The 13,361-nt window shown below is 63.8% G+C and carries 14 protein-coding genes; 7 read left to right on the top strand and 7 right to left on the bottom strand.

The annotated features are described in order from the left end of the window. Positions 1 to 44: 44 nt before the first annotated feature. The 5 genes from EOC93_RS20030 to EOC93_RS20000 form a co-directional block, all read right to left on the bottom strand. Positions 45 to 1,022, bottom strand: a complete 978-nt coding sequence (locus EOC93_RS20030) for a GlxA family transcriptional regulator (RefSeq protein WP_127205476.1) — start codon at positions 1,020 to 1,022, stop codon at positions 45 to 47. A gap of 321 nt (positions 1,023 to 1,343) precedes the next feature. Further along, entirely contained in the window at positions 1,344 to 2,525 is a 1,182-nt protein-coding gene (locus EOC93_RS20020) for a cystathionine gamma-synthase (protein ID WP_127205475.1), read from the bottom strand. Next, on the bottom strand, positions 2,522 to 3,946 hold the full coding sequence (locus tag EOC93_RS20015) for a pyridoxal-phosphate dependent enzyme (RefSeq protein ID WP_127205474.1): 1,425 nt from the start codon (positions 3,944 to 3,946) through the stop codon (positions 2,522 to 2,524). The genes EOC93_RS20020 and EOC93_RS20015 overlap by 4 nt, the downstream gene beginning before the upstream one ends. Positions 3,947 to 4,294: 348 nt before the next feature. Continuing rightward, on the bottom strand, positions 4,295 to 5,644 hold the full coding sequence (locus tag EOC93_RS20005; protein WP_127205473.1) for an FAD/NAD(P)-binding protein: 1,350 nt from the start codon (positions 5,642 to 5,644) through the stop codon (positions 4,295 to 4,297). 61 nt (positions 5,645 to 5,705) lie between these two features. Further along, positions 5,706 to 6,158: an Rrf2 family transcriptional regulator gene (locus EOC93_RS20000; protein WP_095484765.1), complete on the bottom strand. Its 453-nt coding sequence runs from the start codon at positions 6,156 to 6,158 to the stop codon at positions 5,706 to 5,708. 636 nt (positions 6,159 to 6,794) lie between these two features. On the opposite strand from EOC93_RS20000, the gene tauA reads away from it, so the two are divergent. The 4 genes from tauA to EOC93_RS19980 all read left to right on the top strand — a co-directional run bounded on the left by tauA (position 6,795) and on the right by EOC93_RS19980 (position 9,763). Beyond that, on the top strand, positions 6,795 to 7,808 hold the full coding sequence (gene tauA / locus EOC93_RS19995) for a taurine ABC transporter substrate-binding protein (protein ID WP_095484766.1): 1,014 nt from the start codon (positions 6,795 to 6,797) through the stop codon (positions 7,806 to 7,808). 112 nt (positions 7,809 to 7,920) lie between these two features. Further along, positions 7,921 to 8,688 carry a taurine ABC transporter ATP-binding protein gene (locus tag EOC93_RS19990; protein WP_127205472.1) on the top strand — a complete coding sequence of 256 codons (768 nt, stop codon included), beginning with the start codon at positions 7,921 to 7,923 and terminating at the stop codon, positions 8,686 to 8,688. Next, entirely contained in the window at positions 8,685 to 9,557 is an 873-nt protein-coding gene (locus tag EOC93_RS19985) for an ABC transporter permease subunit (protein WP_127205471.1), read from the top strand. Before EOC93_RS19990 ends, EOC93_RS19985 begins: the two co-directional genes overlap by 4 nt. Positions 9,558 to 9,574: 17 nt before the next feature. Then, on the top strand, positions 9,575 to 9,763 hold the full coding sequence (locus tag EOC93_RS19980; RefSeq protein WP_127205470.1) for a hypothetical protein: 189 nt from the start codon (positions 9,575 to 9,577) through the stop codon (positions 9,761 to 9,763). Positions 9,764 to 9,865: 102 nt separating this feature from the next. Here EOC93_RS19980 and EOC93_RS34160 read toward each other — a convergent pair whose 3' ends face one another. Continuing rightward, on the bottom strand, positions 9,866 to 10,051 hold the full coding sequence (locus EOC93_RS34160; RefSeq protein WP_095484769.1) for a hypothetical protein: 186 nt from the start codon (positions 10,049 to 10,051) through the stop codon (positions 9,866 to 9,868). Between the two features lie 303 nt (positions 10,052 to 10,354). Between EOC93_RS34160 and EOC93_RS19970 the strand changes: the two genes are divergently transcribed. The 3 genes from EOC93_RS19970 (at position 10,355) to EOC93_RS19960 (ending at position 13,015) form a co-directional block, all read left to right on the top strand. Next, entirely contained in the window at positions 10,355 to 10,714 is a 360-nt protein-coding gene (locus EOC93_RS19970; protein ID WP_095484770.1) for a septal ring lytic transglycosylase RlpA family protein, read from the top strand. 234 nt (positions 10,715 to 10,948) lie between these two features. Beyond that, on the top strand, positions 10,949 to 12,226 hold the full coding sequence (locus EOC93_RS19965) for a polyhydroxyalkanoate depolymerase (RefSeq protein ID WP_095484771.1): 1,278 nt from the start codon (positions 10,949 to 10,951) through the stop codon (positions 12,224 to 12,226). 171 nt (positions 12,227 to 12,397) lie between these two features. After that, the gene (locus EOC93_RS19960) at positions 12,398 to 13,015 is read left to right on the top strand and encodes a transglutaminase-like cysteine peptidase (protein ID WP_095484772.1); all 618 of its coding nucleotides are present in this window, start codon (positions 12,398 to 12,400) and stop codon (positions 13,013 to 13,015) included. A 7-nt stretch (positions 13,016 to 13,022) separates the two neighbouring features. Here EOC93_RS19960 and EOC93_RS19955 read toward each other — a convergent pair. Continuing rightward, positions 13,023 to 13,361, bottom strand: a 339-nt coding sequence (locus EOC93_RS19955; RefSeq protein ID WP_164759208.1) for a helix-turn-helix transcriptional regulator, incomplete at its 5' end; no start/stop codon positions are given.

The raw sequence follows: 13,361 nt of genomic DNA, 5'->3' as shown, positions 1-13,361 counted from the left end.
GGCAGGGCAGAGGGGGGCGCTGTCCCGCCAACGTCCGAGAGGACCTAGCGCCTCCGCGCCACCTTCGGCGCGTGGCCGTGCTCCTCCCGAAATGCCCGCGCAAAACTCGACATCGAGGCGAAGCCGCAGGCGAGCGCCACGTCGCGCACCATCAGCGTCGAATGCGCCAAGAGATCAGCGGCGCGCTTCAGCCGTAGGCGGCGGTAATAGCCGTTGGGCGAGATGCTGAGCTCGGAGCGGAAGTTCCGTTCGAGCTTGTCGGAGGAGACGCCGAGCTTTTCCGCCAGCGCCGCCATGCCTAGGCGCTCTTCCACCGCATCCTCCATGATGGCGATGGCCGACAGCACCAGCTCGTTCTGGACGCCGGTGCGCAAGCGCAGCGGCATCAGCTTGCGGTCGACGCTGGAGCGCAACGGGCTGTGCACGAACCATTCGGCGACGCCGGCCGCGAGCTCGGCGCCAAAGTCGTTGGTGATGATCTCCAGCATCATGTCGAGGCTGCCGACGCCGCCGGCCGAGGTGAAGCGCTTGCGGTCGATGACGTAGAGATCGCGCCTCAGCTCGATGTCCGGGAACGCCTCGGTGAAGGCGGCCTGGCTTGTCCAGTGCAAGGTGCAGGCATGGCCGTCAAGCAGGCCGGCCCGCGCCAGGAAGAAGGCGGCATCCGCCACCGCGCCGATATGGGCGCCGCTGCGCAGGCTTTTGCGGATCCAGCTCACCGCATCGTCGGCGACGAGATGATCGGCATTGCCGCCCGAGCAGACGACGATGCGGTCGACCTTCGGCGCATCGCCGGCGAAAAAGCCGGGCTGGATGACGACGCCATTCGAGGCCTCGACCGGACCTGCGGCAGCGCCGACGATGATCCAGCGATAGCATTCCCGCTTCGCCAGCACATTGGCAGCACGCAGCGGCTCGATGACCGAACTGAACGCCATCATCGGAAAGCCGGGGAAGACCAGGATGGCGAAGGTGAGCGGGGTGTCGCTTGCCGTCGGTTGGTTGCGTTGTCGGTTGTTCATAGCTTCCGGAGCCAGGCAGCAAGGTGGATCAAGAAGCTACAATTCTGCCAGATGGCGCCAAGGTCAACGGAATTGAATGTAAGACACAAGATGCAGAACAAGCGCCGCTCGGTGGCGATCCTTCACGCCCCCTCTGTCCTGCCGGACATCTCCCCCACAAGGGGGGAGATCGGCAGCTTCGCCGTCCCGTCCGTGTTTCAGCGTTGGAGGTTGGCGAAAGCGCAAGATGACGGCCAATCTCCCCCCTCGTGGGGGAGATGCCCGGTAGGGCAGAGGGGGGCACTGTCCCGCCGACGTCTCGCAAGGTTCTTGTTGCCGGGCTCAACTCGCCAGCGCCTGATCCAGATCCGCGATCAGATCGTCACCATCCTCGATCCCAGCCGACAACCGCACCAGCGAATCGGAAATCCCGATCTCGGCGCGTTTTTGCGCCGGGATGGAGCCGTGCGTCATCAGCGCCGGGTGCTCGATCAGGCTTTCGACGCCGCCGAGGCTTTCGGCCAGCGTGAACAGTTGCGTGTGCTCGAGGAAGCGTTTTGTGCCGGCGAGGTCGCGGTCGAGCTCGACCGTTATCATGCCGCCGAAAGCGTGCATCTGCCGCCTGGCGATGGCGTGCTGCGGATGGCTGGGGAGGCCGGGATAGATGACGCGGCGGATGTCGGGGCGGCTTTCCAGCCAGTGCGCGATCTTCTGGCCGTTCGACGAATGGCGCTCCATCCTCAGCGCCAGCGTCTTGAGACCGCGCAGCGCCAGAAAGCTGTCGAACGGCCCGGATATGGCGCCGATGGCGTTCTGCAGAAACTTCAGCTGGTCGGCGAGATCCTTGTTGTCGCCGACCACGGCGACGCCGCCGACCATGTCGGAATGGCCATTGAGGTATTTGGTCGTTGAGTGGACTGATATGTCGATGCCGAGTTCCAGCGGCCGTTGCAGATAGGGGCTGCAAAAGGTGTTGTCGGCGACCGAGAGCACGCCCCTGCGCTTGGCCAGTGCGGCCACCGCTTCGAGGTCGACGATACGCAGCAGGGGGTTGGTCGGCGTCTCGACCCAGAGCATTTTGGTTTCCGGGCGGATCGCCGCCTCGACCGCCGCAAGATCGGTGAAGTCGACGAAGTCGACCTGCAGGTTTGCCGAGCGCTTGCGCACCCGCTCCAGCAGCCGGAAGGTGCCGCCATAGATGTCGTCGGTGGCGACGACATGCGCGCCGGAATCGAGCAGCTCGAAAATGGTGGCGATAGCCGCCAGCCCGGAAGCGAAGGCGAAGGCATTGGTTCCGCTTTCGAGGTCGGCCACCGCGCGCTCGAAGGCAAAGCGGGTCGGATTCTGGCTGCGCGCATATTCAAAGCCCTTGTGCACGCCCGGGCTCTGCTGGCCATAGGTCGAGGTCGCATAGATCGGCACCATCACCGCGCCGGTCGTCGGGTCGTGGCTCTGGCCGCCATGGATCGTGCGCGTCGAGAAGGCCAGACGGTTCCTGCCCGATACGGTTGCTTTGATGGTCATCGGGCGCGCCTCAGATGGTTGATCAGGTCGATGCGGGTTATCAGCCCGATGAACTCGTCGCCGTCGAAGACGATGGCGACCTCGTTGCGATCGAAGACCGGCAGCAGCGCGTCGAGCGTCTGGCTGGCCTGCAGCGTGTGCAGGGTGGAGGTCATCGCCGTGCGCACAGGGGCTTTGAAGCGGTCCCAGCGGCTGTCATAGGGGCCTTCGACGTGGGCGAGGATATCGCTTTCGTCGACGATACCGACGAGCTTGCCGTCGTCCAGCACCGGCAGTTGCGAGACATCCGAACGGCGCATGCGGCCATAGGCGTTGAGCAGGCTTTCGTCGGGGCCGACAAACACGGTGTCGCCGGTGCGGTGCGAGCGCATCACCAGATCGCGCAGATCGCCATGCTGCTCCTGCTCGGCAAGGCCCTGCTCGGCCAGCCAGAAATCGTCGAACACTTTCGACAGATATTTGTTGCCGCTGTCGCAGACGAAGGTGACGACGCGCTTCGGCACGGTCTGCTCGCGGCAATAGCGAAGCGCGGTCGAAAGCAGCGTGCCGGACGACGAGCCGGCGAGGATGCCTTCCCTGGAAAGCAGGTCGCGGACCGCCAGCATGCTCTGCTTGTCGGTGATCGAGTAGGCCTTTTTGACCAGCGACAGATCGGCATTGGGCGGGACGAAATCCTCGCCGATGCCTTCCACGGTCCAGCTTCCGGCCTCTGTCATCTTGCCGGTCTTGATCAGCGGCGCCAGCACCGAGCCGACCGGATCGGCGAGAATCATCTCGGTTTTCGGCGAGACCTCAGCGAAATAGCGGCCAAGCCCGGTCAGCGTGCCGCCCGAGCCGACGCCGACGACCACCGCATCGACGTCACCATCGAGCTGTTGAAAGATTTCCGGGCCGGTCGTGGTTTCGTGGGCCAGCGGATTGGCGGGATTGGCGAACTGGTTGGCATAGAAGGCGCCGGGCAGCTCGGCGGCGATCTTTTCGGCCATGTCCTGATAGTATTCCGCGTGACCCTTGCCGACATCGGAACGGGTCATGCGCACTTCGGCGCCGAGCGCGCGCAGATGCTGGATTTTCTCGCGCGACATCTTGTCGGGCACGACGAGGATGATGCGGTAGCCCTTGGGGATGCCGACTTGCGCGAGGCCGAGACCGGTGTTGCCGGCGGTCGCCTCGACGATGGTGCCCCCGCGCTTCAGCTTGCCCTGTTTTTCGGCGGCGGCAATCATCGACAGCGCGATGCGGTCCTTGATCGAGCCGCCGGGATTCTGGCTTTCAAGCTTGATGAACAGCCGGCACTTGCCGATATCGAATTTGGTCAGCTCGACGACCGGCGTCTGCCCGATCAGATCGAGAACCGATGCATAGGGCGGACGCAGGCGGGACAGTTCATCGTCCCGTGCCACGATCTTATGCTTGCTCATATCAGATGCTCCATGGTCAAGCGACCGCCTTGGGCAGGCTGTCAGCCTATCCTCTTTTCCAGCCGTTTGCAGTCTGAAAGAAGATAGATCGTGCCAATCCATTGGCCAGACGAGGAATGGGATTCCACGGCTGGAGGTGTGGGCCGCTCGCAAAAGGCTCCGGGACAGCGCCCCCCTCTGGCCTGCCGGCATCTCCCCCACGAGGGGAGAGATCGGCGGTCTCAACGCCCCACCTTCTCTTCAATGCTGGAGATTGGCGAAAGCCGTTGCGACATCCAATCTCCCCCCTCGTGGGGGAGATGTCCGGCAGGACAGAGGGGGGCGCCGTAGAGCGCCGACCTCAATACCCTAACCCAGCAACCGCTTCCCCAGCCGCGCGCATTGGACGCGAATATCTGGAATGGCGTCGATCTCGAAGAAGGTGCCGCGTGTCAGTGGCCCGACCGCCAGTATCTTGGCCGATACAGTGCCGTCGCCGGCGATGACCTCGCAATTGTCTGATACGTCGAGGCCAAGGCGCAGCGGATCCGGCCGGGCCAGCCCGCGGTCGACCAGCGACCGCACCACGCTGTTCGAGGTGGTCGAGATGTCCCTGGCGATGCCGCTGCAATCGTAGATGCGGGCGATTTCGAACGTTTCGAGACGCTGCGTGTGGCGGGACTGGACCTGCACTGTGAATTCGTTGCCCGCCGTGATGTCGACGACGCGCCCGGCGACAAGCCGGATGCGTCCCTTTTGAACCGCCTCGGTGACACGGCCGTAGACTTCCGGCGCCATGCGATGGCGGTGGATGTCCCACCATGCCTTGGTGTGCTCGACAAAGCGGCGCTTGGCCGAGGACGGCCAGTTCTGCCAGATTTTCTGGTTGAAGGGCCTCAGACCATCGACGACATCGCGCCAGTCGATGCCGGCTTTCTGGTTTTCCCGGATCAGGTCGCGGAACCACCCGACGAAATAGGAGAGCTGGGTGCCGAGCGGAATATCGGCAACGTCGAGCTTGATCGGGTTGCCCTTGCGGTGCGGCGAAGGCAGCAGGCCGCGCCGTGACACCGCGACGATATCGCCGCGATGGCCGCGCTGTTCGAGCGACAGGAACGCATCGACCATGCTCAAGCCAGTGCCCAGCACCAGGACTCGGGCCTCGGGGTCCAGCGCGGTGTCGGCTTCCGATCCCATCCTGATCGCGTGGCCCTGGCCGGCGCCCGGCTCCTCGTCATGTCCGGTCGCCAGCACGGCAAGGTGGGCGACGACGCTGGTGCCGTTGGCCAGCGCCACCTCGACCCCGGATGCGGTCGGCGAGATCGACAGGCTCTCCTCGCGGATCAGGCGAAGGCGCCCCGTCTCGCGGGCCTCAAGCTCGTCCAGCAGCTCCTTCAGATAGCGGGCATAGACACTGCGCGGCGCGTAGACCGGCGCCTGCTCCGGGGTTGCCAGGCCGCGTTCGAGCAGCCAGCGCCAGAAATTGCCGGGGTCGTCGGCATAGGCGCTCATGCCGGCCGCGCTGACATTCAGCACATGCGCCGACAGCAGCGTGGAATAGGCGATGCCCTGGCCGAAATGCGGGCGCTTTTCGATCAGCGTGACGCGGAGATCGGGATTGGGCGACTTCAACAGATGCGCGGCAAGGACGACGCCGCTGGCGCCGCCACCGACGATAATGATCGAATTTGGGATGATCGAATTTGCGCGACTGGTCATGCGCGCACCAATTGCCTCAGGAGCCAATGGTTCCAGCGTTGCTGGTTCAGGCTTTGTTGGCTCAGGCCTGGATTTCCAACGCAACCGAAAGGTCTTCGTCGCTGGCGATATCGCGCATCTCGGCGAGGCTGCGCTGATCCAGCACCTCGGCGATCGCTTGCCGGACCTCCAGCATCAGGTGTCGGACTTGGCATGTCGCCTCGTTACAGTCTTCACAGCGCTGATACCGGGTGCGGCTGGCGCAGGGAATGGGGGCCAGCGGCCCGTCGAGCACGCGCACGACATGGCCGATCTTGATTTCATCCGCCGGCCGCGCCAAGCGATAGCCGCCCTCCTTGCCCTTGCGGCTCTGGACGAAACCGGCATTGCGCAATTCGCCGAGGATGGCGTCGAGAAACTTCTTCGGAATGTTGTTTCCGGTGGCGATATCGCCGACGAAGGCGAGCTGTCCAACCGGCAGCCGTGCAAGATGCACGAGCGCCTTGAGGCCGTACTTGCCCTTTTTTGTGAGCATAGACCGAACGTTTCTCTGTCGTGCGATGGCGCAGGGCCACCGGTTGTGAAACGCCTGGCGTGGGTCCCCACCGCGGCGAAGCTTGTATGACACATAATTTCTAGTGACATGATATACAAGCCAGTTGCTGTTGATTTTGCTTGGTTTTCAAGCCGTGGCAGCGATTTTGGGCCAGGCTTGTGACGCCGAGGACACAGAAACACGGCTCGCATGCATCGGAGCATGTGGGCCGATGCCACGAGCGATCGCCGGAGCACGGTGGGTATGGTCGCTCATCTCGTCAACTCCCTAAGTCGATAAGAATACTATAGTTACTCGCGAAGACAGGGAATGAGGTTCCAATTTATCGCTTGTTTGAAGTATGGATTTACCGGACTGGCGCTGGATCGGGAATTGAAGTTCACCCCGATTACTGCCGGTCGCACCCAGCACCGTAATGGCTTCGACCAAGCTCCAAGGTTTTAGTGCCACCTGTAGCAACGACCCCGCCGCAGCCGCTCTATCCGCTCGCCAGCCCGTCGCCGACAGCTTTTTTCCACCAACCCCGCCGCCGTTGGAAGGATTTAACTCTACAAGAACGATAGAAATAGCTGACTATGCAGGCCAGTCCGGTTTTCTCTTTTCAAGGAGCCTTTCATGTCCACCATTTCACGACGCATCGTTCTCCTGTCGTCGGCAGCCCTTGCGGGCGCCGCCTTCCTCGGCCCGGCCCAGGCGCAAGACCTCAAGATCACCATCGGCTACCAGACGGTGGTCGAGCCCTCGAAAGTGCCGCAGGCAGACGGCGTCTACGAGAGCACGACCAAGGCGGCCATCGACTGGCGGAAATTCGACTCCGGCGCCGATGTGATCGCCGCCGTCGCTTCCGGTTCGGTCGACATCGGCTATGTCGGGTCGAGCCCGCTGGCTGCCGCGGCCAGCCGTGAGCTTCCGATCCAGACCATTTTCATCGTCGGCCTGATCGGCGAATCCGAGGCCCTTGTCGCCCGTAACGGCGCCAGCATCGAAAAGGTCGCCGACCTCGCCGGCAAGAAAGTGGCCGTGCCTTTCGTCTCGACGACGCATTACAGCCTGCTTGCCGCGCTGAAGCATGAGGGCGTCGATCCGAAGTCGGTCGAAATCCTCAATCTCAGGCCGCCGGAGATCGCGGCGGCCTGGGCGCGCGGCGACATCGACGCGGCCTATGTCTGGGATCCGGCGCTCGGCCAGATCAAGACGTCCGGCAAGGTTGTGGTGGACTCCTCACAGGTCGCCGCCTGGGGCGCGCCGACCTTCGACGCCTGGATCGTGCGCACCGATTTCGCCGAGAAGAATCCGGAAGCGGTGCGCGACTTCGTCAAGGTGACGGGTGCGGCCTACGCCGAGTTCCTGGCCAAGCCGGACGCATGGTCGGTGTCGTCGCCACAAGCGGCAAAGATCGCCAAGCTCACCGGCGCCAAGCTGGACGACGTGCCGCTGCTGCTCAAGGGCTATGTCTTCCCGACGCTCGGAGAGCAGGCCTCGGACAAGTTCCTCGGCGGCGGCACGGTCAAGGCTGTGGAGGCGACATCGGCCTTCCTCAAGGAGCAGGGCAAGGTCGACGCCGTGCTGCCGGATTACTCGAAATACATATCGTCGAAATATGTCAGCGAGGCGCTGGCTTCGAACTGACGCCAAACGCGCGCGGTTCTCCTTCCCTGACGCCGCGTGCTGTCTGCCCCGAACCGCTGACGAGGAGCGGCTTCGGGGCAGGCGGATTCTCTCAAAGATTCTGCGAGGCCACATGACGCATCTCGTGCTCGACAAAGTCTCTGTCCATTATGACGGCCAGCCGGCCGTCGAGCGCGTGTCGATCGATGTCGCCAAGCACGACTTCGTCGTTCTGGTCGGCCGCTCCGGCTGCGGCAAGACCTCGCTGCTCAATGTTGCCGCCGGCCTGGTCGAGCCGGTGCGCGGCAGCGCCACGATCGGCGGCAGGCCGATCACCGCGCCCGGCTCGGACCGGGCCGTCGTGTTCCAGAACGACGCGCTGTTTCCGTGGCTGACCGCACCGGAGAATGTCGCCTTTGCTCTCAGGCTGCGCGGCGCACTGCCAGCTGAGCGGACACGGCGCGCCGACGAGCTGCTCAGGCTGGTGAAGCTCGACGGCGCCGGCGACAAGCATATCTGGGAGCTTTCCGGCGGCATGCGCCAGCGCGTCGGGCTGGCCCGGGCACTCGCCGCCGAACCGCAATTCCTGCTGCTCGACGAGCCGCTGGGCGCGCTCGACGCGCTGACGCGCGAGCGCATGCAGACGACGCTGCTCGATCTGTGGACCGCAAGCCATGTCGGCGTGCTGATGGTCACGCATGGCATAGAGGAAGCGCTGGTGCTCGCCACCCGCATCGTGGTGCTGGCGCCCGGGCCGGGCCGGGTGGTGCGGACGTTCGAAACCGGCTTCAGCCGGCGCTATGCGGCCGGCGAGCCCATCCGCGCCATCAAGGCCGATCCGGCCTTCGCGGCGTCCCGCGGCGAGCTGACCGACGCGATCTTCGAGGGAGAGGCGGCATGACCGTCTCCTCCTACACGGAACGGCCAATTGCCAATACCGGCGCCAAGGCCGACGAGACCGACGCCTTGTCGGTGCCGTGGTCGCGGCCGCGGCCAAAACGGGGCCGGGTTTCGGCGCGCGTGGTCAGCGCTGTCACCATTCTGGCGGTGCTGACGGCATGGGCGCTGTCGGCTCGCCTGCAACTTGTGTCGCCGGTCTTTCTACCGTCGCCTGCCGCCGTCTGGATCAAATTCATTGCCGTCGTCCGCGACGGTTTTGTGGACGCGACGCTCGTCCAGCATATCGTCGCCAGCCTGGGCCGCGTGTTCGCGGCGCTGGTCGCGGCCGTCATCGTCGGCGTCCCCGTCGGGTTGGCCATCGGCACCAGCGTGATAGGTCGCGGTATCTTCGATCCGCTGCTGGAATTCCTGCGGCCGATCCCGCCGCTCGCCTATCTGCCGCTGGTCATCATCTGGTTCGGCATCGGCGAGCCGTCAAAGATCCTGGTGATCGCCATCGCCATGCTGGCGCCGGTCGCGCTGTCGACGGCTTCGGGCGTTCGCGGCGTCTCGCAGGAACGCGTCAACGCGGCCCGTTCGCTTGGCGCGACGCGGGCGCAGGTCATACGGCATGTGATCCTGCCCAGCGCCCTGCCCTCGATCCTGACCGGCCTGCGCATCGCGCTTGGCGCCGGCTGGTCGACCTTGGTCGCCGCCGAGCTGGTGGCGGCGACGCGCGGGCTTGGCTTCATGATCCAGTCGGCCGCCCAGTTCCTCGTCACCGACGTGGTGGTGATGGGCATCCTGGTGATCGCTGCCATCGCCTTCGTGCTCGAATTCATCATTCGCAGGCTCGAGCGCGCGCTCGTTCCATGGGCAGGACGGGAGTGAACAAAGGAGAGACAGTGATGGACCATTCCACCGCAACGCTGTTTGCCTTTCCTGGCAGCCGGCTTCGCCTGATCCAGGCCAGGGACAGTCAGGCGGCCGAGGACGAGCCCAGATCGCCAGTCCCCGTCCAATTGGACGCCGGGCGCAGCCGCCTGCCGCCGCGCGACGAAAGCTTCTACTGGGCCTGGCAGTATTGGTCACAGTGAATAGCGCGACCCGGCTCCCGCGCCATCTGGTCTGGTCCCTGCAACAAACCGCTGCGCACCCCGGTCCAAGCCCAAGGCTTGCTCTGAACGCCATGCATTGGGTCAACCGCGCGAACGGTTCGCCCACACCAATCCCACCAGCCCGACCAGCATGGCGACGATGCCGATATAGAGCCATTGCGACTGGCCGGTCATGAAGCTGCCGCCGACGAGGCCGATGCCTTGCAGCGACCAGAGCGCTCCAATGGCGAGCACCAACAACGCCAGCAGATTCTTGATCAATCTCATCGCCGGAATTTCCTTCCCAAGTCGATCGTCAATTGCGCCATGACCGTGATGCAAGAGCGAAAGGAAGCGACCCTATCGCGCTCACCTGACCTTGCATCTTAACGTCTGATCTTGATGACGACATCTCGAAGATCAGCGCGAAGATCATCGAAGACTCGCAACCAGCCAGCAGAAAACTCTGACAGACTGTTTCGCGCCGACTCCAAACGTGTGCCGCTGCCACGGAACTGCCGGGCCTTTGCCGCATTTCCTGCCTTATTCGCCTCCAACGGCTTGGGTCTGTCAACGGAGACATTCCCAAACATGAACAAAAACAAACAGACTGCGCTTGTCGCGGCGACGATCGCGGCTGGCCTCATGGTCGGCGCATCCACCTCCCCTGCCGCCGCTCAATGCGGCCGCGCCTCCTGGTACGCGCTGCACTCGAAGACCGCTTCGGGCGAGCGGATGAACCCGTCGGCGCTGACCGCGGCGCACCGCACCTTGCCTTTTGGCACCAAGCTGAAGGTCACCAACCGCAACAATGGCCGCAGCGTCGTCGTGCGCATCAACGACCGTGGCCCGTTCATCAAGGGGCGCGTGATCGACCTGTCGAAGGGCGCCGCCAGGCGGCTCGGCTTCATCAGTTCGGGCCATACTTCCGTGTGCACCGACCGCGTGTGATGCTTCTTGTGTCCGGCCAGCGCCGGACACGCCTTGCCTCGTTACGCCTTCGCAGTCGCACAATAAGCCGGCTCCCGCCGTTCAAAGCCGGATTTCAACACCTTAAACGAAAGTATGAGCATAAATCACGGCACATGACGTATTGCATCGCAGCAGTTTGTTGTTAACTTCCCCGCGAGAGATTCAAGGCTCGGCACTGCTGTCGTCCCTTCGGTCGCAGCAGCGGGGTTCTCGATGTTCTACCAGTTCTACGAATTGAACCACGCCGCCGTGCAACCAGCCCGCCTCTATGCCGATGCGGTGCGGATGCTCTACACCAATCCGCTGAATCCATTCACGCACACGTCCTGGGGCCGCTCGGTCGCGGCAACGGCCGAATTGTTCGAGCGCACGACGCGCCGCTACAGCAAGCCGCAATTCGGCCTGACCAAAACCGTGGTCGACTGGAAAAGCGTCGACGTCACCGAAAAGACGGTGTGGTCGCGGCCGTTCTGCAATCTGCTCCGCTTCGAGCGGGCGGTTCCCGCCGGCCGCCGGCCCGATCCGAAGCTGCTGATAGTGGCGCCGATGTCGGGCCATTATGCGACGCTGCTGCGCGGCACGGTCGAGGCGATGCTGCCCCATGCCGACGTGCACATCACCGACTGGGTGGACGCCCGCATGGTGCCGCTCAGCGATGGCAGCTTCGACCTCGACGACTACATCGACTACATCATAGACATGCTGCACGCGCTAGGCCCCGATACCCATGTCATGGCGGTATGCCAGCCTTCGGTGCCGGTGCTGGCGGCTGTGGCGCTGATGGAAACGCGCGGCGACCCGTTCGTTCCTTCGACAATGACGCTGATGGGCGGGCCGATCGACACCCGCCGCAATCCGACCGCGGTCAATCTTCTGGCCGAGGAAAAGGGCATCGACTGGTTCCGCGACAACGTCGTCATGCAGGCGCCGTGGCCGGTGCCGGGCTTCGGCCGTGAGGTCTATCCCGGCTTCCTGCAGCTTTCGGGCTTCATGAGCATGAACCTCGACCGCCACATCATCGCCCACAAGGACTTCTTCATGCATCTGGTGAAGCATGACGGCGACAATGCCGAGAAGCACCGCGACTTCTACGACGAATATATGGCGGTGATGGATCTGACGGCGGAGTTCTACCTGCAGACGGTCGACACCGTGTTTGTCCGCCACGCTTTGCCCAAGGGCGAAATGACGCATCGCGGCGTGGCCATCGATCCCTCAGCGATCCGCAATGTCGCCCTGTTCACCGTCGAGGGCGAGAACGACGACATTTCCGGCCTCGGCCAGACCCAGGCCGCACACGACCTCTGCGTCAACATCCCCGCGGACAGGCACGCTCATTACATGCAGCCGGCGGTCGGCCATTACGGCGTCTTCAACGGCTCGCGCTTCCGCTCCGAAATCGTGCCGCGCATCGTCGACTTCATCACCAGCTATGGCCGCCAGACCCGCGTTGCAGTGAAGCCGAAGCTGGTCCGCACCGCCAAAAAGTAAGAATGCACCTTATGAGGCCCGGATGGTAGCAGCCGCTCAAATCGACCTGTTGCACAATAGCCGCGTTTTCGGCCGTGCCGGTAACCATGTCGCAAATCTGGCCGTTCGTATAATTGACGGGACTGTGAATCGCCCTTAACGTTTCGTTAACAACAAGGGACGAGGGGGACAATGATTTCCTCACCAATGGCGAGAAAGGTGCGCGTGTGCGCACTCGCAGGGCTGGCACTTGCGGCAGGCTGGTCGACGGCGGCTTCGGCGGCCGGACCAATGGCAACCGGCGGCCCGACATCGCAGCCGATCGGCCATTACGATTTCTGCAAGACCAATCCGGCCGAATGCTCGATCCGCCCGGGCAATCTCGCCCCCGCCACCATGACCGGCTCGCTCTGGCGCAAGATGCTCAGCGTCAACGCCAGGGTCAACGCCGCCGTCAAGCCGATAAGCGACTTCGACATCTACGGCAAGGACGAGGTCTGGGCCTATCCGGCCAAGGGTGTCGGCGACTGTGAGGACTATGTCCTGGAGAAGCGCCGCGAATTGAACCGCATGGGCGTGTCTTACGCCGATCTTCTGATGACCGTGGTGCGCAAGCCCGACGGCGAGGGCCATGCAGTGCTGACGGTGCGCACGAGCAAGGGCGACTACATCCTCGACAATCTGGACGGAAAGGTCCGCGCGTGGGACCGGACCGGCTACCGCTTCCTCAAGCGGCAGGCGATCGACAATACCGGCCGCTGGGTCTCGATCCGTGATGGCCAGCAGGTTCTGGTCGGCGCGGTTCAGTAGCAGGCGATCACTTCGGCTGCTTCAAAGCGGCGCGGATCGATGCGGTGATGCGGCGAAGCTCGGCTTCGTCGAGTTTCTCGATGTTTTCGGCCAGCAGATTGGCAAGCTCGGTGGCGGCCGGGCTGAGGCCCGACGTGTCGAGCTTCACCCGCGGGTGCGAGGTTTCGGCCAGCCGCGCGAGCTCTTCCGCATCGTCCCATATGACGTTGAAATAGCCGATGATCTTCTGGATCAGCGTCCAGGTCGGTGCGCCGCGACGGCCATGCTCCAGCGCCGACAAATAGGCGGCGCTGACGCCGATCGCCTCGGCCATGGCCTTTTGACTGACGCCGCGCTCGCTTCGCAA

This window comes from Mesorhizobium sp. M6A.T.Ce.TU.002.03.1.1, from assembly GCF_003997275.1.
GTDB lineage: Bacteria > Pseudomonadota > Alphaproteobacteria > Rhizobiales > Rhizobiaceae > Mesorhizobium > Mesorhizobium mediterraneum.
Note: the sequence above shows the minus strand (reverse complement) of the source record. Positions and strands in the feature narration are given on the sequence as shown.

Bases quoted from the DNA above. Each gene is read 5' to 3' on its own strand.
- EOC93_RS20030 (WP_127205476.1), bottom strand. From the start codon at position 1,022: ATGAACAACCGACAACGCAACCAACCGACGGCAAGCGACACCCCGCTC.
- EOC93_RS20020 (WP_127205475.1), bottom strand. From the start codon at position 2,525: ATGACCATCAAAGCAACCGTATCGGGCAGGAACCGTCTGGCCTTCTCG.
- EOC93_RS20015 (WP_127205474.1), bottom strand. From the start codon at position 3,946: ATGAGCAAGCATAAGATCGTGGCACGGGACGATGAACTGTCCCGCCTG.
- EOC93_RS20005 (WP_127205473.1), bottom strand. From the start codon at position 5,644: ATGACCAGTCGCGCAAATTCGATCATCCCAAATTCGATCATTATCGTC.
- EOC93_RS20000 (WP_095484765.1), bottom strand. From the start codon at position 6,158: ATGCTCACAAAAAAGGGCAAGTACGGCCTCAAGGCGCTCGTGCATCTT.
- tauA (WP_095484766.1), top strand. From the start codon at position 6,795: ATGTCCACCATTTCACGACGCATCGTTCTCCTGTCGTCGGCAGCCCTT.
- EOC93_RS19990 (WP_127205472.1), top strand. From the start codon at position 7,921: ATGACGCATCTCGTGCTCGACAAAGTCTCTGTCCATTATGACGGCCAG.
- EOC93_RS19985 (WP_127205471.1), top strand. From the start codon at position 8,685: ATGACCGTCTCCTCCTACACGGAACGGCCAATTGCCAATACCGGCGCC.
- EOC93_RS19980 (WP_127205470.1), top strand. From the start codon at position 9,575: ATGGACCATTCCACCGCAACGCTGTTTGCCTTTCCTGGCAGCCGGCTT.
- EOC93_RS34160 (WP_095484769.1), bottom strand. From the start codon at position 10,051: ATGAGATTGATCAAGAATCTGCTGGCGTTGTTGGTGCTCGCCATTGGA.
- EOC93_RS19970 (WP_095484770.1), top strand. From the start codon at position 10,355: ATGAACAAAAACAAACAGACTGCGCTTGTCGCGGCGACGATCGCGGCT.
- EOC93_RS19965 (WP_095484771.1), top strand. From the start codon at position 10,949: ATGTTCTACCAGTTCTACGAATTGAACCACGCCGCCGTGCAACCAGCC.
- EOC93_RS19960 (WP_095484772.1), top strand. From the start codon at position 12,398: ATGATTTCCTCACCAATGGCGAGAAAGGTGCGCGTGTGCGCACTCGCA.